Below are 18079 nucleotides of genomic sequence, written 5' to 3'. Positions count from 1 at the left end.
TCAGATACCGCAGTTGGGCGCCGACCAGTAGTGGCTGGGGCCCTGGTTCACGTGGACGTGGTCGTTGTGGTCCGGGTAGCCCGGGCCGAGAATCCCGTTGAACCCGTGGTAGCGGGCCTCCTTGGCGAGGGTGCAGAAGGCGATCCCGCCGAGGTCGGCCGCGTCCCCGTACAGATGGCGGCTGTTCGACGCGCCGCCGACCGCGCTGTTGCAGGACGTCGAGCGGAATCCGCTGTTGATGTTGATCGGCCGGTCACCGAGCGCGTGGCGCAGGGCCTCCAGCTTCCACATGGTGCTCAGCGCGTTGGCCTTCGCCGTGGCCGCCGAGACCGCGCCGCCCGACCAGGTGCTGTTGCAGCGGTTCATCTCGGCGTACGTGAAGTGCGCCGGGGTGCAGTCGCTGTCCTGGAGGGCATAGATCTTGGCCTGGGTGGCAGGGCCCGCGATCCCGTCGGCGGCCAGTCCGTAGGCGGCCTGGAAGCGCTTGACGGCGGCGGTGGTGGCGGGCCCGTAGGAGCCGTCGATGGCCAGGACGGAGTTGTATCCGGGGTAACCGGCGACCCTGATCTGGAGCTGGGCGACGTCATTGCCGGTGGCGCCGGGACTCAGGGTGCGGGTCCAGGTGTAGCAGTCGTCGGCCTGCGCGGTGCCGGCGGTGACCACGGCACCACCCAAGGCGAAAGCCATGGTCATGACAAGGCTGAGCAGGAGTCGTGCGGAACGTCTGATCACGGGGGCTCCCAACCACTGTCGAAGGTGTGGTGCACGAGCCTGGCGGATGAGACGGAGCCCGTCAACTACGCGTGTAGAAACGGCGGTTGACGGAAAGGCGAACGCGGTGCCGGACGGGCCCGCGCCGCGTTCGCCTCCCGGGGTCAGTCGTTCGGGACGACCTCGTAGCGCGGGGTGTTCTCCGCCATCTGCCGCAGCGCGTCCTTGCGCTCGCGCTTGGAGAGCCGGTCGATGTACAGGTAGCCGTACAGGTGGTCCGTCTCGTGCTGGAGGCAGCGCGCGAAGTAACCCGTGCCACGCACCCGGACCGGATTGCCCTGGGCGTCCTGCCCGCGCACCACCGCGTAGTCCGGGCGGGCCAGCTTGGCGTACGCCGTCGGCACGGAGAGGCAGCCCTCGCCCGAGTCGTCCAGGACCCGCGCCTCGGGCGGCAGCTCCTCCAGGACCGGGTTGCAGATGGCGCCGACGTGGCGCACGCCCTCGTCGTCGGGGCAGTCGTAGACGAAGACCTTGAGGTCGACGCCGATCTGGTTGGCGGCCAGGCCCACGCCCTCGGCCGTGCGCTGGCTCGCGAACATGTCGTCGATCAGCGCGGCCAGCTCGTCGCCGAACTCCGTGACGTCCTTGCACTCCTTGTGCAGGACCGGGTTGCCCACGACCGTGATCGGGCGGGAGGTACCGCGCTCGCGGTGTGCCGTCTCGCGCGCCTCACAGTCCTCGGTGTCGATGAGGAAACCCTCCTCGTCGACGTTGACCTGCTCGTCCGTCTCCTGCTGCGCCATGTCCGCAGTACGCCTTCCTCAAAACCCGAATCGGTGCGTACACAGACTACGGGCAGCGCTCAGCAGACTTCTTCGAGATCGCGCCACTCGCGGCTGTCCGGGCTGTCCGCCACCCAGCCGTCCAGCAGCCCGCGCACCAGACCGGCCGGGGCCGCGAGGCCGCATTCACGCTCCGGCACCCACAGCTCACCGGCCGTGCGGTGGCCCAGCGGGCCCGGATGTCCCGGCTCGCTGTGGTCGTGCGGGTCCAGGTGCTCGCCGTCGCCCTCGTCGCTCTCCATCCGGCTCTCCGAGCAGGACCGGCACAGCAGCCGCACCGACGAGGACCAGTCCTCGGCGGCGAAGCCCGCGTCCGAGGCCAGCTGCTCCAGCGCGTCCCGGTCCGCCTCCGTGGCCGCCTCCAGCAGCACCACCCAGGTCGGCACGGGCGACGGGGCCCACAGCTCGATCTCGTCGAACACCGGGTAGGACGGGCCCGCCGCGGTGATCCGTTCGCCGTTCGGCACCCCGTCGTGCAGCACGACCTCGCCCCAGCGCCGCCCGGACGAGGGCAGCGGGATCGACAGCACCTCTATCCGGGCCGGGTCGAGACGGCGGCCCCACACGACCTCGGCCTCGCCCTCCGGCGACAGCCGTACCGCCGCGCTGCCCAGCTCCATGCCGACCGGCTCGTTGCCCGCGGCCGGGGTCTGCTGCCCGCCACCGGGGACCTTCAGGCCGTACGCCTGCCAGGCGCGGCGCGCCAGCGGCCAGTCCTGGAGGGCGGTCGCGGCGATGCCCACGTTCCACCAGTCCGGCGCTCCGGACTCCTTGTCGAGCAGGGCGACGGCCCGCAGCCCGGCGGCCCTCGCCTGTTCCCAGTCGTGCCGGAACTTGTGCAGCAGCGCCAGGTTGAACCACGACTCGGAGAGCCAGGGCTCCAGGTCCGCCGCGCGTGTCAGCAGCGCCCCCGCGTCCTCGTACCGGCCGTCGCCGATCAGCGTGAACGCGCGGTCCGTGGCCTGCCGCCAAGAGGCGGACGGCCGATGCCGTACCTTCCCGAAGATCCTCACGATTCCCGCCTGTCCCGACTGGACACCCTCGTTCTACCGCTCTCTTCGCATCCAACCATGCCGGGCCCGGGGCCCGCTCATTACCCATCGGTTACCCGGGCGGGACGGGGGTCAGACCTCCCCGGGCCAGCACCCGGGCCAGCGACTCCACCACCTGCGGCTGGTAGTCGTGCCCGGTGCCGAGCCTGAGCTGTTCCAGCGCACCCAGTGGCCCGGAGAGACTTTCCCCGCTGAGGTCGTCGTATGCGTTCACCGCCCGGACGATCCTGGCGGACAGCGGCTGCTCCCGGTAGGGGTCGGCCTGCCGCTCCACCACGACGGCCACCTTCGCGTCCACCCCGGTCTGCCGGACCACCGCACCGCCGAGCAGCGCGATCCGGCGCTGCTCGGCGGCCGGCAGCAGGGCCGTCGCCCCGTCCGGCACCGGGTCGACCAGGGAGAGCTGGCCGATGTCGTGCATCAGCGCCGCGTACTCCAGCACCGTGAGCTCCGGCCCGGACAGGCCCATCTCGCGCCCGACGGCCGTGCACAGCTCGGCCACCCGGCGGGCGTGGCCATGCGGGGTGTAACCGGCGATCTCGGTGGACCGGGCGAGCGAGGCGATGGTCTGCCGGTAGGTGGTGCGCACGGCGGCGAACCTGCGGTACGAGAGCTGGGTGAGCAGCAGCGGTACGCAGAGCACGGGCAGCGCCCACAGTCCGGCGGCGGCCACCCCGAGCGCCATGACCGCGCCGGTCGCGCAGACGGCCGAGCCGATCCCGGTGAGCGCCCGCAGCTCGTCGCGGAGCAGCGGCCCGTACGGGGCGGGGGCCTGCCCGGCGCGGGAGCCGCGCGGCCGGGTGCGGGCGCGCAGCAGGAGCGCGGCGAGGACGGCGTCGCAGAGGGCGGTCAGGCCGAGCAGCAGGAGCAGGAAGGCCGCGTAGTACGGACCGTCGCCGAACCACTTCTCGCTGCGGCCCGCGTTGTACAGCGGCTGGAAGCAGACCGCCGCGAACGCCACGGTGAGCATCCGCCGGGCCACCTGGTCGGCGCCCGGCCCGGCGCCCCGGGCCAGCTGCGGCACCGAGGCGACGAGCTGGGCGGCGACGACGACCGCGACGACCTGGAGGACTCCGTGGCTGGTGGGCTGCCCGCCGCTGCGCCCGAGCAGGGCGTAGGCGAGGGCTCCGGCGGCCCCGAGGGGCGCGGGTTCCCGCTCCCCGGGCAGGGCGCCCCAGCGGGTCAGCTCCCCAATGGTGATGAGGGCACCGAAGGCGAGGGCGTGCCCCGGATCGTGGACCCCGCGCCACAGCGTGTAACCGAGTCCGGCGGCGGCGAGCAGGAGGGCGGCGCCGCGCAGTCCCAGGGTCGCGGGCCCGGCGGTCACCGGCGCCCCTGCCCGTCGGGACCGTCCGGCCGGGGGCTCAGCGGCGCGGGGACGGGCCCGGCGGGCTCCTTGCGCGGCGGCGGCAGCTGCGCGTCGTCCGCCGTGACGGCCCCGGACCAGCCGTACCGCTCCAGGCCGCGTGCCAGGGCCCGCACCATCTGCGGGTCGAACTGCGTGCCCGCGCACCGCTTGAGCTCCTCCACGGCGGCCGGGACCGGCCGGCCCCGCCGGTAGGAGCGGGTCGAGGTCATGGCGTCGAAGGCGTCGGCGACGGCGACGATGCGGGCGCACTCGGGGATGCCCCGGCCGGAGAGCCCGTACGGGTAGCCGCTGCCGTCGAGGCGTTCGTGGTGGTGCAGGATCGCGGCCCTGGCCTCGCCGAGGAAGCCGATGCCCCGGACGATCTCGTGCCCGTACTCCGGGTGCAGCTCGATGACGCGCCGCTCCTCCGGGGTGAGGGGGCCGTCCTTGCGCAGGACGCGGGTGGGGACGCCCAGCTTGCCGACGTCGTGGAGGATGCCGGCGAACCGGAGGACCTCGACGCGTTCCCGGTCGAGGCCCAGTTCGTGCGCGATGAGGACGGAGGCGCGGCCGACCCGTTCGCTGTGGCCCCGGGTGTAGGTGTCCTTGATGTCAACGGCCTGGACGAGCGCCCTGATGGTGGCCCGGTGCGCGGCGTGCTCGCGGTGGTACTGGGCGTAGACCCAGCCGGAGATGTACATGGGCAGCAGCACGAAGAGGGCGGCGAGCGGCCCGTACGAGCTGTTCCAGAGGACGGCCATCAGCAGCCCGGCGAGGCCGTGCACCAGGTGGGGGGCGAGTGAGCGCGGCAGGATGCCGCGCCAGGCGCGTCGGGCCGGCAACTGCTCCGCGACGAGCAGGATCGAGCCCTCCAGGGCGGCGAGCACGACGCTGAAGGCGAGGGCCGCCGCACAGACGGGCAGCAGCGCGTAGGGCAGGTCGGGCGGGCTGCCGAGCGCGGCGGGCCCGCCGAGCAGCGTGTGGACGCGGGCGGCCGCCCAGACGGCGACGGCCGACTCGGCGGCGCGCCAGATCCGCCGGGCGGCGGCGGGTGGTTTGCCGGTCCCGCCCGCGAGGGAGCCGGGGACGGCGACGAGGGCCGCCGCCGGGGGCGGGAGCAGGAAGGCGGCGGCGAGCAGCAGCGGGAAGGAGGTGCCCGCCCCGACGGAGCCGGCCGGGGAGGCGCGGCGGCCGGGGGCGCGGCGCGGGCCGGGCGGGACTTCGCGGACGCGGCCCAGGAGTTCGCAGGCGAGGTGGAGCCCGGCGAGCAGGGCGACGGTGGTCCACGGGGTGCCCGGGCGCAGGGCGGGCGCGGCGCACAGGGCCGCGCCGAGGGCGACGGCGCCGATATGGGCCCGCGCCGCCCCGCGTGTAGCTCTCACCCTCGCTCGCCCCCCAGCTCCGCTCGTGAAGGGGCCACGCTAACGAGCGGGCTGGTCCCGGCGGGTGCCGTTGGGGGCGATTAGCACGTTCGGGTGAAGCGAGGAACGGCTACTCCTTGGCCGCGCTCGGTACCTCGGGGCCGGAGACGGCGACGTCCTGTTCCGGCACCGCCTGTCCCGAGCGGATGAGGTCGATGCGGCCCATCACCTTGGAGCGCAGGTCGGCCGGGACGTCGTCCTGGCCGCAGCAGCGCTTCACCAGCTTCTTGACGGCCTGCTCCAGGCCGTACTTCTCCAGGCACGGGGAGCACTCGACGAAATGCTCCTCGAACTTGGTGCAGTCGCTGTCGGGCATTTCCCGGTCAAGAAACTCGTAGAGGTGATCGAGGACCTCTGCGCACTCCGTCTCGTGCGGCTCTCCGCAGCTCATGAGCCCGAGCCTTTCCGATCGTCCGACTCTCCGGCGCCGGCCGGGACGAGCCCGCGGTCACGGGCGTAGTCCTCCAGCATGCCGCGCAGTTGACGGCGGCCCCGGTGCAGTCGGGACATCACCGTACCGATGGGAGTCCCCATGATGTCCGCGATCTCCTTGTAGGCAAAGCCCTCGACATCGGCGAGATAGACCGCGATGCGGAACTCCTCCGGGATCGCCTGCAGCGCGGACTTCACGTCCGAGTCGGGCAGGTGGTCGAGCGCCTGCGACTCCGCGGAGCGCAGCCCGGTCGACATGTGCGACTCGGCGCGGGCCAGCTGCCAGTCCTCGATCTCCTCGGCGGCGCTGCGCTGGGGTTCGCGCTGCTTCTTGCGGTACGAGTTGATGAAGGTGTTGGTGAGGATGCGGTACATCCACGCCTTGAGGTTGGTGCCCTCACGGAACTGGTGGAAGGAGCCGTACGCCTTGGCATACGTCTCCTGGACCAGGTCCTCGGCGTCCGCGGGATTGCGCGTCATGCGCAGGGCTGCCGAGTACATCTGGTCGAGGAAACCGAGGGCGTCGCGCTCGAAACGCGCGTTTCGCTCGGCCGTCGTCTCCTGCGGGCGGCCGTCGTCGGTCCCTGTGTCGGTCCCTGTGACCGGACCCACCTCCTCCAACGCTGGGGCGGAGCCGAAACCGGACCCGCTCGAATCGGAGAATAGTCGACCTTGGTCCGGCGCGGGCTGTCGTTCCGTTCCGCCGAGTGACCGCGCGGGAGTGTTCTTGGCCGCGTGCAGGACCGTCCACTCCAGGTCAGCAGTGTTCGAGCGACGTGGGCAGATGGTCGAACCCATGCGACGGACTCCCTCTCCACTTACGACGTTGGCGTACCGATGTCCGGAACAACAGCGGCCCCCCACGGGGCATTCCCGGGAGCCCGGACCTCACGTCAGGTCCGCCAGCCAGTCGGTGACGGACGCGGTCAGGATCTCCATCGCCCGCTCCTCGGTGAGCCCGGATTTCTTCGGTACGGAGAAGCCGTGGTCGCCGTACGGCACTTCGGTGATCCGGTAGTCGCCGGGCGGGAATTCGGCGGGCTTCCCGAACGGGTCGTTGCCGCCCTGGACCACGAGGGCGTCCACCCCGCAGTCCAGCAGCTCGTCGGCGCGGGTCCTCTCGGGGCGGCCCGGCGGGTGCAGCGGGAAGCTGAGCGCGAGGACCGCCCGGGCGCCGAGCCCGGCGGCGGTCCGGCAGGCCACGCGGGCCCCGGCGCTGCGTCCCCCGGCGACGACCGGCAGCCCGGGGGCGGCGAGGGCCGGCCAGATCCCGCGCCAGCCGGTGTCCAGGGTCTTCGGGGCGGGCGCGAGCTTCTTGCCGGCCACCCGCCAGGGCTGCTCCACGAGGGCGACGCTCACGCCGTGCGCGGGCAGGGCGGCGCCGAGGGCCCTGAGGTCCCGGGCCTCGATGCCGCCGCCGGCGCCGTGGCCGAGGGCGAGCACGAGGCGCGGGGCGGGGGCGTCCAGCCAGGTGACGCGGGCGGTGCCTGCCCCGGTCTCGACGGTCTCGGCACGGGGGGTCACGTCGTCGGTGTTCACGGGGTCCATCCAACCAACACCGGGTGACCGGTACGGGGAGGGCGCGAACCCCGTCGCGTACGGCTCAGAAGAGGGTGCTCACCTCGGGCTCGGCCAGCTCGTCCTTCAGCTCGGGGCCGTTGTTGCGGACGTTGCTGACGGCGGTCGCGACCGGGTAGGCGCGCATCAGGCCGGGCGGCGGCGGTGCGAGCAGGGCGCGCAGCTCCTCGATGTCGGTGTGCGAGGGGTCCAGCCAGTCGTCCCAGCGGTCCGGGGTGAGCATCAGCGGCATCCGGGGGTGGATCTCGGAGAGCGAGGCCGGTCCGTCGGCGGGGGCGACGGCGAGCGGGCTCGTCTCCGCCTCGGTCGTGATCACCGAGCAGGTGACCCACCACGCCTGCGGGTGGTCGTCGGGCAGGGTGCGGTCGCGCCAGAACTCGTACAGACCGGCCATCGCGAAGACCGAGCCGTCGGCCGGAGTCACGAAGTAGGGCTGCTTGCGAGGGCGCTTGCGGCGCCCCTTCTCCTCCAGCTGCCGTTCCTCGGCGCCGGTCACCCACTCGTAATAGCCGTCGGCGGGCAGGATGCAGCGCCGGGAGACGAAGGGGCGGCGGAAGGACGGCTTCTCGTGGACGGTCTCGGCCCTGGCGTTGATCATCCGGGCGGCGCCCTCCGGGTTCTTGGCCCAGGACGGGACGAGCCCCCATTTCAGTGCCCGCATCTGGCGAACCGGGCGCTGGTCGTCCGCGTCTTTCACAGGACGTTCCAGTACGGCGTAGACCTCCTTGGTCGGCGCCACGTTGTAGTCGGGTTCCAGCGTCTCGGCCGGTTCCCACTTCTCCACCTGGAAGAGTCCGGTCAGGTCCTCGGGCCGCCGACTCGCTGCATACCGTCCGCACATAAGTGCCAGACTGCCACGACCGCCCACCCGAACGGACCCCGATCCGGCAAGGAGCCGCCCACCCCATGGACAGCACCGATCTCGGCAACCTGTGGGACCGCGTCACCGGCACCCAGCCCGCCCCGGAGCAGTGGCTGGTGGTGGTGACGGCGACCGCGGCGCTCATCGCGGTCGTGCCGAACATCCTGTGGCGGATGTCCAGGAACGCGATCACCATCGCGCACGAGGGCGGCCACGGACTGGTCGCCCTGCTCTCCGGCCGGCAGCTCTCGGGCATCCGGCTGCACTCGGACACCAGCGGCCTGACGGTGAGCCGGGGCAAGCCGACCGGGATCGGGATGGTGCTGACCGCGGCGGCGGGCTACACCGCGCCCTCGCTGCTCGGGCTCGGCGGCGCCTGGCTGCTGGTGGACGGCCGGATCACGCTGCTGCTGTGGCTGGCGACCGCGCTGCTCGCGGTGATGCTGGTGATGATCCGCAATGTGTACGGGGCGCTGACGGTGATCCTCACCGGTTCGGTGTTCCTGCTGGTGTCGTGGCTGGCCTCGCCCGCCTGGCAGTCGCTGTTCGCGTACAGCGTGGTGTGGTTCCTGCTGCTGGGCGGCGTGCGCCCGGTGTTCGAGCTCCAGTCGAAGCGACGGCACGGCGGGGCGCCGGACTCGGACGCGGACCAGCTGTCCCGCCTGACCGACGTCCCGGCGGCGCTGTGGCTGTTCCTCTTCCACGCGGTGTCGCTGTGCTCCCTGATCGGCGGCGGACGCTGGCTCCTGGGGCTGTGACCGGGCGTGACCGGGCTCACCCCGGTCCCAGCCTCTAAAGTGAGCGCATGACCGAAAGCTCCGTGCACCCCGCCCTCTGGCCCGCCCCCTTCGCGAGCGGGGCCGTCGACGCGACCGTCACGGTGCCCGGTTCCAAGTCGGTCACCAACCGCGCGCTGGTGCTCGCCGCGCTCTCCTCGGAGCCGGGCTGGCTGCGCCGGCCGCTGCGTTCCCGGGACACCCTGCTGATGGCGGACGCGCTGCGCGCGATGGGCGTACGCATCGAGGAGACGGTGTCCTCCAGCTCGTCGGCGACCGGCGCGGCCGGTGGTCCGGAGGGCGCGGGCGAGGCCTGGCGGGTCATCCCGGCCCCGCTGCACGGCCCGGTCACCGTGGACGTCGGCAACGCCGGTACGGTCATGCGCTTCCTGCCGCCGGTGGCCACGCTCGCCGAGGGCCCGGTCCGCTTCGACGGCGATCCCCGCTCCTACGAGCGCCCGCTGACCGGGGTGATCGAGGCCCTGCGGGTCCTCGGTGCCCGGATCGACGACGACTCCCGGGGCTCGCTGCCGATGACCGTGCACGGCGGCGGGGCGCTGGACGGCGGTCCGGTCGCGATCGACGCCTCCTCGTCCTCCCAGTTCGTCTCGGCGCTGCTGCTGTCCGCGCCGCGCTTCAACCAGGGCGTGGAGGTCCGGCACACCGGCGACCGGCTGCCCTCGATGCCGCACATCCGGATGACCGTGGACATGCTCCGGGCCGTCGGCGCGCAGGTGGACGAGCCGGAGACCGGCGGCGAGCCGAACGTCTGGCGGGTCTCCCCCTCGGCGCTCCTCGGCCGCGACCTGACCATCGAGCCGGACCTGTCCAACGCCCAGCCGTTCCTGGCGGCGGCGCTGGTCACGGGCGGCCGGGTGACCATCCCGGACTGGCCGGTGCGAACCACGCAGCCCGGTGACGCGCTGCGCGACATCTTCACCGCGATGGGCGGCAGCTGCGAGCTGACCGAGCAGGGGCTGGTCTTCACCGGCTCCGGCCGCGTCCACGGCATCGACGTGGACCTCTCCGAGGTCGGCGAGCTCACCCCGGGCATCGCCGCCGTCGCCGCCCTGGCCGACTCCCCCTCCACGCTGAGCGGTGTCGCCCATCTGCGGCTGCACGAGACGGACCGGCTGGCCGCGCTCACCAAGGAGATCAACGAGCTGGGCGGCGACGTCACCGAGACGGCCGACGGCCTGCACATCCGCCCGCGCCCGCTGCACGGCGGAATCTTCCATACGTACGACGACCACCGGATGGCCACCGCGGGGTCGGTCATCGGCCTTGCCGTCCCCGGAGTGGAGATCGAGAACGTGGCGACGACCGCCAAGACCCTGCCGGACTTCCCGCAGATGTGGACCGGAATGCTCGGGGCCTGAGACATGCGCCGCTACGGCAAGAACCCCGACGAGGACGACATCCGCGTCCGCCCCAACCGCAAGGGCAACCGCCCGCGCACCCACATCCGGCCCAAGCACGAGGACGCCGAGGACGGCATGGTCCTCACCGTGGACCGGGGCCGCCTCACCGTCCTGGTCGGCGACCGCACGATCGTCGCGATGAAGGCCCGCGAGCTGGGCCGCAAGGCCGCGGTGGTGGGCGACACCGTCTCGCTCGTCGGTGACCTGTCCGGCGACAAGGACACCCTCGCCCGGATCGTCCGCATCGGTGAGCGCCGCTCGGTGCTGCGCAGGACGGCGGACGACGACGACCCGTTCGAGCGGGTGGTCGTGGCCAACGCGGACCAGCTGGCGATCGTGACCGCACTGGCCGATCCGGAACCGCGTCCGCGCATGATCGACCGCTGCCTGGTCGCCGCGTACGACGGGGGGCTCTCCCCGCTCCTGGTGCTGACCAAGTCCGACCTGGCCTCCCCGGACCAGCTGCTGAGCGCGTACACGCCGCTGGGCGTGCCGTTCGTCGTCACCAGCCGCGAGGAGCTGGAGAACGGGGACGCGGCCGACCGGGTCCGCGAACAGCTCGACGGCCGGGTGACGGCCTTCGTCGGGCACTCGGGCGTCGGCAAGACCACGCTGGTCAACGCGCTCGTGCCGAAGGAGAAGCGGCGCACCACGGGGGTCGTGAACGCGGTGACGGGCCGCGGCCGGCACACCACCACCTCCGCCCTGGCGCTGCCGCTGCCGGGGTACCGGGGCTGGGTGATCGACACCCCCGGGGTGCGCTCGTTCGGGCTGAACCACATCGACCCGTCGCGGGTCATCAACGCATTCCCGGACCTCCAGCCCGGTACGGAGGAGTGCCCGCGCGGCTGCACCCACGACAGCCACGAACCGGAATGCGCGCTGGACGCCTGGGTGGCGGACGGGCACGCGGACCCGGCGCGGCTGGACTCGCTGCGCCGGCTGCTCTCCACCCGCAACCGGCGCGAGGGCGACTGACCGGCGACCGGGCCGGGCACGTTTGCGATCACTCGCTTCCGGTAAGTGCATAATCACGCCCAGCGGCACCGGCCGGTGCGGGCGGTGGGCGATGCGGGAGGGTGCGGACGATGGCATGGCTGCTGGTCGTGGTCGCGGGACTTCTGGAGACCGGGTTCGCGGTCTGCCTGAAGCTCTCGCACGGCTTCACCCGGCTGTGGCCGACCATCGCGTTCTGCGTCTTCGCACTGGGCAGCTTCGGTCTGCTGACCCTCTCGCTGAAGAAGCTCGACGTCGGGCCCGCGTATGCGGTGTGGACCGGCATCGGCGCGGCGGGGACGGCCATCTACGGCATGGTCTTCCTCGGTGACGTGGTCTCCACGCTCAAGCTGGTGTCGATCTCGCTGGTGATCCTCGGCGTGATCGGGCTCCAGCTCTCCGGCTCCGCGCACTGACCGCCCCGGGGCCCGTGTGGCCCGGCTCACCGGCGGGTCGATACTGTGACGGCATGCCCGATTACCACGATGATCTGCGCCTGGCCCACGTACTGGCGGACGCCGCCGACGCGGTGACGATGGACCGGTTCAAGGCTCTGGACCTCAAGGTCGAGACCAAGCCGGACATGACGCCGGTGAGCGAGGCCGACAAGGCCGCCGAGGAGTTGATCCGGGGGCATCTGCACCGGGCCCGTCCGCGCGACGCGATCCTGGGCGAGGAGTTCGGCGTCGAGGGCACGGGGCCGCGGCGCTGGGTGATCGATCCGATCGACGGCACCAAGAACTACGTACGGGGCGTGCCGGTGTGGGCGACGCTGATCTCGTTGATGGAGGCGGGCGAGAACGGCTTCCAGCCGGTCGTGGGGGTGGTCTCCGCGCCCGCGCTGAACCGGCGCTGGTGGGCGGCGAAGGGCTCGGGGGCGTACACCGGCCGCAGCCTGACCTCCGCGACCCGGCTCCAGGTCTCCAGCGTGGAGCGGATCGCGGACGCCTCGTTCGCGTACTCCTCGCTGACCGGCTGGGAGGAGCAGGGGCGGCTCGACGGCTTCCTGGACCTGACCCGGGCCTGCTGGCGCACCCGGGGTTACGGGGACTTCTGGCCGTACATGATGGTCGCCGAGGGGTCCGTGGACATGTGCGCGGAGCCCGAGCTCTCGCTGTGGGACATGGCGGCGAACGCGATCGTCGTCCAGGAGGCGGGCGGCCGGTTCACCAGTCTGGACGGTGTGGACGGGCCGGGCGGCGGGAACGGCGCGGCGTCGAACGGGGCGCTCCACCGCGAGCTGCTGGGTTACCTGAACCAGCGTTACTGAGCGCGTTCCGCCCGCAGGGCGGCGTAACGGGCGTTTCGAGGGGCGCGCGGCGGGTCCGCGCGCCCCTTTCGTGATCTCCGCGACCCCTTGTCGCCCTCCCGCATCGGTGCGACTCTGAGCATTCCCCCACTTGTGAACTTGTGAATCGACTCACGTGGTCGCTTCACCGAGGAGGTGGCACCCTTCATGCTCGTCCGTGACGCCATGAGCACGATGGTCCTCACCATCGGCCCGGCCCATACGCTGCGCCAGGCCGCCCGGCTGATGTCGGCCCGCCGGATCGGGGCGGCCGTCGTCCACGACCCCGATACCTGCGGGCTCGGCATCCTCACCGAGCGCGACATCCTCAACGCCGTCGGCTCGGGCCAGGACCCCGACACCGAGACGGCCTCCGCCCACACCACCACCGACGTGGTCTTCGCCGCCCCCGGCTGGACGCTCGACGAGGCCGCGGCGGCCATGACGCACGGCGGCTTCCGTCACCTGATCGTCCTCGACGAGGGCGGCCCGGTCGGGGTCGTCTCGGTCCGCGACATCATCCGCTGCTGGACGCCCGCGCCCCGCCGCCCGGCCGCGCTGGTCGGCTGACGCCCCGCCCCCACGCCCGCGACCGGCCCGGCCCCCGGGTGCGGGGCCGGGCCGGTCGGCCGTACGGGCCGTGGGGACTCAGGCGCGCAGCGCCTGCACGGCCGCCTCCAGCCGCTTGCCGAAGTCCTCGTCGGCGCGGCGGAAGTTGCCGATCGCGCGCTCGGCGATGTCGTCGCGCGAGACCTTCGCGATGAAGCCGGACAGGTTGTCGACCAGCCGGACCTTCTCGTCCTCGGACATGAGCCGGTAGAGGTTCCCGGCCTGCACGAAGTCGTCGTCCTCGGCGTGCAGCGGCGTGGGGTGGTTGCCCGTGACGCCCGCGACGGGGGTGGCGCCCGAGAGCGGCCGGCCCGTCTCGGCGGGGCCGCCGAAGCTGTTGGGCTCGTAGTTCTTCGCGCCCTTGTGGCGGCCGTCGTACAGATAGCCGTCCCGGCTGTTGGTCCGCGCCTCGGTGGCGTGCGGGCGGTTCACCGGGAGGTGGTCGGCGTTGATGCCGACGCGGTAGCGGTGCGCGTCGCCGTACGCGAAGAGACGGCCCTGGAGCATCTTGTCCGGGGACGGACCGATGCCGGGAACGAAGTGCGCCGGGCTGAAGACGGACTGCTCGACCTCGGCGAAGATGTTCTCCGGGTTCCGGTTGAGCTCCAGCTTGCCGATCTCGACCGGCGGGTAATCCGCGTGCGGCCACACCTTGGTCAGGTCGAACGGGTTGAAGCGGTACGTCGCCGCCTCGGCCGCGGGCATGATCTGCACCTGGACCGTCCAGGACGGGAAGTCGCCGCGCTCGATGGACTCGCGCAGGTCCCGCTGGTGGCTGTCCGGGTCCACGCCGGAGAGGCGGACGGCCTCCTCGGTGGTGAGGTTCTTGATGCCCTGATCGGTCTTGAAGTGGTACTTGACCCAGAAGACCTCGCCCGCCTCGTTCTGCCACTGGTAGGTGTGCGAGCCGAAGCCGTCCATGTGCCGGTACGAGGCCGGAATGCCCCGGTCGCCGAAGAGCCAGGTCACCTGGTGGGTGGACTCGGGCGAGAGCCCCCAGAAGTCCCACACGTTGTCCGCCTCCTGGGAGCCGGTGTACGGGTCGCGCTTCTGGGTGTGGATGAAGTCGGGGAACTTGATGGCGTCCCGGATGAAGAACACCGGGGTGTTGTTGCCGACGAGGTCGTAGTTGCCGTCCTCGGTGTAGAACTTCAGCGCGAAGCCGCGCGGGTCGCGCACCGCGTCGGCGGCGCCGAGGTTGCCCGCGACGGTGGAGAAGCGAAGGAACGTCTCGGTCTGCTTGCCCACCTCCGAGAGGAACCTCGCCCGCGTCCACCGCGACACGTCACGGGTCAGCGTGAACGTGCCGTACGCCCCGGCGCCCCGGGCGTGCACCACGCGCTCCGGGATGCGCTCGCGGTTGAAGTGCGCCAGCTTCTCCATCAGCGACTGGTCCTGCACCAGGACCGGGCCGCCGATCCCGGCGGTCTCGCTGTTCTGGTTGTCGGCGACCGGTGCGCCTGCCTCCGTGGTGAGCGGTCCCTGCGTCACGTGCGCCTCCTGCGTCGTTTCCGCACGTCATGCCTTCATGCCGTGCCCGCGTCCGGCCTTCCTGTCCTTCGACCGACGCCAAAAGCGATCCTACATTGGACAAAGTCCAAGTCAACTGAGCATCCAAAGTCGCACCTATTCAAGACCTGGCCCCTGCGCTGCTAGAATGGCGCCATGAGTGACCTGCTGGAACGACTTCGAGGACGCGGCTGGCGCATGACCGCGCAGCGGCGCGTCGTGGCCGAGGTCCTCGACGGGGACCATGTGCACCTGACCGCCGACGAGGTCCATGCCCGCGCGGTGGCCAAGCTGCCCGAGATCTCCCGCGCCACCGTCTACAACACGCTGGGCGAGATGGTGAGCCTCGGCGAGGTCATCGAGGTCTCCACCGACCGCCGCGCCAAGCGCTACGACCCCAACGCGCACCGCGCCCACCACCACCTGGTGTGCGCGCAGTGCGGGGCCATCCGCGACGTGCACCCGTCGGGCGACCCGCTGGCGGACCTGCCGGCCGGTGAGCGCTTCGGCTTCACGATCTCGGGCGTCGAGCTGACCTACCGGGGCATCTGCCCGGACTGCGCCGCGGCGGCCTGAGGACGGGACGTCGGACCGCCCCCGCCGGGGGCGGTCCTTTTGTGCGCGCATACGGCCGAGGGCCGGATCTCCGAAAAGATCCGGCCCTCGGCCTTCAGTAGCGGGGACAGGATTTGAACCTGCGACCTCTGGGTTATGAGCCCAGCGAGCTACCGAGCTGCTCCACCCCGCGTCGTTGTGTTCACAACCCTACGGGACGGCTCGGACCAGTGCAAATTCGTTCGGGCGACGGCCCCGGGGGCTTTCGTTCGGGCGACAGCCCCTAAGCCGTCAGCTCCTGGTGCAGGGCCTCGCGCAGGCGGGCCGCGCGTTCCGCGACCTCCGCCGGGCCCAGCTCGACCGCCCGGGCGCACCAGCGCTGCCCCTCCGCCAGCTCACCGCGGCGCGCGGCGAGCAGGGCAAGCCGCAGCGCCGCCCGCCCGTGCCCGTCGGCGGCGGCGCGGGTCCACCACAGGGCGGCCTCGCGCTCACTGCCCTCGCGGGCCAGGAGCAGGCCGAGGTTGAACGCACCGTTGCGGCTGCCGGACTCGGCCGCCTGCCGGTACCAGTGTCCGGCGCTCTCCACGTCGCCCCGGGAGGCGGCGAGCATGCCGACGCGGACCTGGGCGCGGCGGTGCCCCTGCTCGGCGGCCCGCTCGTACCACTCCTCGCACTCGGTCTTCTCGGGCAGCGGCTCGCCCAGCGCGGGCGGCCCGGGCGGCGGCTGACGCGCGTCCAGCAGACCGGCCAGCCGGAACGCCGCCTCCGCGCTGCCGCCACCGGCCGCGCAGCGCAGGTGGCGCTCGGCCTCCTGCTCCTCGCCGTGGTGCAGGAGCGCCATGCCGACCTGGAGCGCCGCCTCGGTGTGCCCGGCCGCGGCGGCCCGCTCGTACCAGAGCAGGGCGGTGCGGTCCTCGTCGCGCCCGGCGTAGAGGATGCCGAGGTTGAAGGCCGCGTCGACGCTGCCCGCTTCGGCCGCCTTGGAGAACCAGGGCTCGGCGCCGGCCGGGTCCCCGGCCTGGAGCAGCAGGACGGCGAGCGCGTTGGCGGCCTCGCGGTGGCCCGCGTAGGCGGCGCGGCGGTACCACTGCTCGGCCTGGGCGGTCCGGTCCTGGGCGGCGCAGAGCAGCCCAAGGTTGTACGCGCCGTTGACGTCGCCCGCGTCCATCGCCGCGCGGTACCAGCGCTCGGCGGTCTGCTGCTCGCCCCGGGCCGCGTGCAGCGCGCCGAGGGCGTTCGCGGCGTTGCCGTCGCCGTCCTGGGCGGCGCGCAGCCACCACACGGCGGCGCTCTCCCGGTCGCCCGCGTCGCGCAGCAGGAAGCCGAGCGCGCAGGCGGCCCGGGCCTCGCCCGCCTTGGCCGACATGAGGTACCAGCGCCCGGCCTCCTTGAGCTCGCCGCGCTGTTCGAGGATCGCGCCGAGGTGCAGGGCGGCGCGCCGGTGACCGCGCGCGGCGGCCTGCCGGTACCACTGCTCGGCCTCGCCGGGGCGCGCGTGGCCGGGGCCGGCGACGGGGCCGTCGCCCTCGGCGGTGCGGCGGGGCGCGACGGATTCCCCGGCCTCCGCGCCGGTGTGGGGGCCCAGGCCGGGGCGGCCGAACACCTCGTGCGGGGCGTCGGCCGCGTTGCGCTCCAGGAGGCGCGCGAGGCGGTAGGCCGCCTCGCGGTGGCCCTGCTCGGCGGCGGCGCGCAGCCAGCGCTCGGCGCCGACGTCGCTGCGGTGCTCCAGGAGGTCGGCGAGGGCGTAGGCGCCGAGCGCGTGGCCCTGCTCGGCGGACTGGCGCAGCCAGTATTCGGCGGCGGGCTCGTCCCCGCGCTCGCGGAAGTGCCGGCCCAGGGCGTGCGCGGCCGCGGCGGAGCCGGCCACGGCGGCGGTGCGCCACCAGCCGGCCGCCTCGTCCGGGTAGCCGCGCTGGTGCAGCAGGACGCCCAGGTTGTTGGCGGCGGCCCGGTCTCCGTCGGCGGTGGCGCCGCGCAGATAGGGCTCGGCGCCGGCGAGGTCGCCCCGGCGCAGGAGCAGCGCGCCGAGCACGCTCATCGAGGCGGTGTCACCGGCGTCGGCCGCGCGGCGGTGGCGCGCCTCGGTCTCAGCGCCGTCCGCGCTCGCCTCGGTCTCCGCCCGCTCGGCGTTCTCCACGCCGTCGGCGGTCTCGATGGTCTCTGCGGGCTCGGTGGTCGCGGCACTCTCCGCGGTCTCGGCGCTCTCGGCGGTGGTCTCGGAAGTCTCGGCGCTCTCGATGGTGTCTTTGTACTGCTCGGCGGCAGCGACAAACACCACATCCGCCAACTTTTCCGCCGGATGGACGTGACCCCGCACAAACCGCCCTGTCTTCAACAGAGTTGACCTGTCCCCCATAAATACCATCGTCGCACCACCTGTAACCCGCGTACACCTGGTATATCGCGGTCAGTGACGTCACTTCAGCGTTTTGTCGACATGCCCACAGAGAGACAAGTCAAACACGTCCCCGGCCAACTGGTGCCCCTCGAACCGCACTTCACGCCCACCTTGCGAAACAAGCCGTCATGACACGACGAAGGCCCGGATCCCCTGGAGGATCCGGGCCTTCGTCTTTCAGTAGCGGGGACAGGATTTGAACCTGCGACCTCTGGGTTATGAGCCCAGCGAGCTACCGAGCTGCTCCACCCCGCGTCGTTGTGTTCAAACCGTACCACGAC

18 protein-coding genes and 2 tRNA genes are annotated in these 18079 nt (G+C 72.5%); 7 read left to right on the top strand and 13 right to left on the bottom strand.

Annotation, left to right across the window (positions count from 1 at the left end):
• The 9 genes from AB0L33_RS12310 to AB0L33_RS12270 all read right to left on the bottom strand — a co-directional run bounded on the left by AB0L33_RS12310 (position 1) and on the right by AB0L33_RS12270 (position 8225).
• Positions 1 to 732: a D-Ala-D-Ala carboxypeptidase family metallohydrolase gene (locus AB0L33_RS12310; protein WP_365680320.1), complete on the bottom strand. Its 732-nt coding sequence runs from the start codon at positions 730 to 732 to the stop codon at positions 1 to 3.
• Positions 733 to 875: 143 nt separating this feature from the next.
• A complete protein-coding gene (def, locus tag AB0L33_RS12305) occupies positions 876 to 1514 on the bottom strand; it encodes a peptide deformylase (RefSeq protein ID WP_365680318.1) in 639 nt (212 codons plus the stop codon).
• A gap of 59 nt (positions 1515 to 1573) precedes the next feature.
• On the bottom strand, positions 1574 to 2566 hold the full coding sequence (locus tag AB0L33_RS12300; RefSeq protein ID WP_147970808.1) for a hypothetical protein: 993 nt from the start codon (positions 2564 to 2566) through the stop codon (positions 1574 to 1576).
• Positions 2567 to 2657: 91 nt separating this feature from the next.
• Entirely contained in the window at positions 2658 to 3932 is a 1275-nt protein-coding gene (locus AB0L33_RS12295) for an HD domain-containing protein (protein WP_365680316.1), read from the bottom strand.
• Positions 3929 to 5335 (bottom strand): HD-GYP domain-containing protein, encoded by a 1407-nt coding sequence (locus AB0L33_RS12290; protein ID WP_365680314.1) that lies wholly within the window; start codon positions 5333 to 5335, stop codon positions 3929 to 3931. The genes AB0L33_RS12295 and AB0L33_RS12290 overlap by 4 nt, the downstream gene beginning before the upstream one ends.
• A gap of 109 nt (positions 5336 to 5444) precedes the next feature.
• Complete coding sequence (rsrA, locus tag AB0L33_RS12285; protein ID WP_164401170.1) at positions 5445 to 5765, bottom strand: mycothiol system anti-sigma-R factor; 321 nt, start codon at positions 5763 to 5765, stop codon at positions 5445 to 5447.
• Positions 5762 to 6418, bottom strand: coding sequence for a sigma-70 family RNA polymerase sigma factor (locus tag AB0L33_RS12280; RefSeq protein ID WP_018105559.1), 657 nt, complete (start codon positions 6416 to 6418; stop codon positions 5762 to 5764). Before AB0L33_RS12280 ends, rsrA begins: the two co-directional genes overlap by 4 nt.
• A gap of 276 nt (positions 6419 to 6694) precedes the next feature.
• Entirely contained in the window at positions 6695 to 7354 is a 660-nt protein-coding gene (locus AB0L33_RS12275; protein WP_365680312.1) for an alpha/beta family hydrolase, read from the bottom strand.
• 55 nt (positions 7355 to 7409) lie between these two features.
• Positions 7410 to 8225: an SOS response-associated peptidase gene (locus tag AB0L33_RS12270; protein ID WP_365680310.1), complete on the bottom strand. Its 816-nt coding sequence runs from the start codon at positions 8223 to 8225 to the stop codon at positions 7410 to 7412.
• A 65-nt stretch (positions 8226 to 8290) separates the two neighbouring features.
• Here AB0L33_RS12270 and AB0L33_RS12265 point away from each other — a divergent pair, with 65 nt between their 5' ends.
• The 6 genes from AB0L33_RS12265 to AB0L33_RS12240 all read left to right on the top strand — a co-directional run bounded on the left by AB0L33_RS12265 (position 8291) and on the right by AB0L33_RS12240 (position 13297).
• Positions 8291 to 9004: a M50 family metallopeptidase gene (locus AB0L33_RS12265; protein WP_018105556.1), complete on the top strand. Its 714-nt coding sequence runs from the start codon at positions 8291 to 8293 to the stop codon at positions 9002 to 9004.
• A gap of 47 nt (positions 9005 to 9051) precedes the next feature.
• Positions 9052 to 10401 (top strand): 3-phosphoshikimate 1-carboxyvinyltransferase, encoded by a 1350-nt coding sequence (gene aroA, locus AB0L33_RS12260; RefSeq protein WP_365680308.1) that lies wholly within the window; start codon positions 9052 to 9054, stop codon positions 10399 to 10401.
• 3 nt (positions 10402 to 10404) lie between these two features.
• A complete protein-coding gene (gene rsgA, locus AB0L33_RS12255) occupies positions 10405 to 11421 on the top strand; it encodes a ribosome small subunit-dependent GTPase A (RefSeq protein WP_365680306.1) in 1017 nt (338 codons plus the stop codon).
• A 110-nt stretch (positions 11422 to 11531) separates the two neighbouring features.
• On the top strand, positions 11532 to 11855 hold the full coding sequence (locus AB0L33_RS12250) for a multidrug efflux SMR transporter (protein ID WP_164398555.1): 324 nt from the start codon (positions 11532 to 11534) through the stop codon (positions 11853 to 11855).
• A gap of 53 nt (positions 11856 to 11908) precedes the next feature.
• Complete coding sequence (gene hisN / locus AB0L33_RS12245) at positions 11909 to 12709, top strand: histidinol-phosphatase (protein WP_365680304.1); 801 nt, start codon at positions 11909 to 11911, stop codon at positions 12707 to 12709.
• Positions 12710 to 12895: 186 nt separating this feature from the next.
• Positions 12896 to 13297, top strand: coding sequence for a CBS domain-containing protein (locus tag AB0L33_RS12240; RefSeq protein ID WP_365680301.1), 402 nt, complete (start codon positions 12896 to 12898; stop codon positions 13295 to 13297).
• Between the two features lie 78 nt (positions 13298 to 13375).
• Here AB0L33_RS12240 and AB0L33_RS12235 read toward each other — a convergent pair whose 3' ends face one another.
• Positions 13376 to 14827, bottom strand: a complete 1452-nt coding sequence (locus AB0L33_RS12235; protein WP_365680299.1) for a catalase — start codon at positions 14825 to 14827, stop codon at positions 13376 to 13378.
• A 174-nt stretch (positions 14828 to 15001) separates the two neighbouring features.
• Between AB0L33_RS12235 and AB0L33_RS12230 the strand changes: the two genes are divergently transcribed.
• Complete coding sequence (locus AB0L33_RS12230) at positions 15002 to 15421, top strand: Fur family transcriptional regulator (RefSeq protein ID WP_026171852.1); 420 nt, start codon at positions 15002 to 15004, stop codon at positions 15419 to 15421.
• 98 nt (positions 15422 to 15519) lie between these two features.
• On the opposite strand, the gene AB0L33_RS12225 is transcribed toward AB0L33_RS12230, so the two are convergent.
• From AB0L33_RS12225 to AB0L33_RS12215, 3 genes are all read right to left on the bottom strand, one after another.
• Positions 15520 to 15593 (bottom strand) — tRNA-Met (locus tag AB0L33_RS12225).
• Between the two features lie 90 nt (positions 15594 to 15683).
• Complete coding sequence (locus AB0L33_RS12220; RefSeq protein WP_365680298.1) at positions 15684 to 17765, bottom strand: sel1 repeat family protein; 2082 nt, start codon at positions 17763 to 17765, stop codon at positions 15684 to 15686.
• 214 nt (positions 17766 to 17979) lie between these two features.
• Positions 17980 to 18053, bottom strand: a tRNA-Met gene (locus tag AB0L33_RS12215).
• Positions 18054 to 18079: the final 26 nt, after the last annotated feature.

Origin of the sequence: Streptomyces sp. NPDC052299 (assembly GCF_040679335.1) — a bacterium.
Lineage (GTDB): Bacteria > Actinomycetota > Actinomycetes > Streptomycetales > Streptomycetaceae > Streptomyces.
This window is presented reverse-complemented; position numbering and strand designations above follow the sequence as displayed.

What these genes read in the sequence shown, in the direction of transcription:
- def (WP_365680318.1), bottom strand. Translation starts at nt 1,514, where the DNA reads ATGGCGCAGCAGGAGACGGACGAGCAGGTCAACGTCGACGAGGAGGGT.
- rsrA (WP_164401170.1), bottom strand. Translation starts at nt 5,765, where the DNA reads ATGAGCTGCGGAGAGCCGCACGAGACGGAGTGCGCAGAGGTCCTCGAT.
- AB0L33_RS12275 (WP_365680312.1), bottom strand. Translation starts at nt 7,354, where the DNA reads ATGGACCCCGTGAACACCGACGACGTGACCCCCCGTGCCGAGACCGTC.
- AB0L33_RS12270 (WP_365680310.1), bottom strand. Translation starts at nt 8,225, where the DNA reads ATGTGCGGACGGTATGCAGCGAGTCGGCGGCCCGAGGACCTGACCGGA.
- AB0L33_RS12265 (WP_018105556.1), top strand. Translation starts at nt 8,291, where the DNA reads ATGGACAGCACCGATCTCGGCAACCTGTGGGACCGCGTCACCGGCACC.
- aroA (WP_365680308.1), top strand. Translation starts at nt 9,052, where the DNA reads ATGACCGAAAGCTCCGTGCACCCCGCCCTCTGGCCCGCCCCCTTCGCG.
- rsgA (WP_365680306.1), top strand. Translation starts at nt 10,405, where the DNA reads ATGCGCCGCTACGGCAAGAACCCCGACGAGGACGACATCCGCGTCCGC.
- AB0L33_RS12250 (WP_164398555.1), top strand. Translation starts at nt 11,532, where the DNA reads ATGGCATGGCTGCTGGTCGTGGTCGCGGGACTTCTGGAGACCGGGTTC.
- hisN (WP_365680304.1), top strand. Translation starts at nt 11,909, where the DNA reads ATGCCCGATTACCACGATGATCTGCGCCTGGCCCACGTACTGGCGGAC.
- AB0L33_RS12240 (WP_365680301.1), top strand. Translation starts at nt 12,896, where the DNA reads ATGCTCGTCCGTGACGCCATGAGCACGATGGTCCTCACCATCGGCCCG.
- AB0L33_RS12230 (WP_026171852.1), top strand. Translation starts at nt 15,002, where the DNA reads ATGAGTGACCTGCTGGAACGACTTCGAGGACGCGGCTGGCGCATGACC.
- AB0L33_RS12220 (WP_365680298.1), bottom strand. Translation starts at nt 17,765, where the DNA reads ATGGTATTTATGGGGGACAGGTCAACTCTGTTGAAGACAGGGCGGTTT.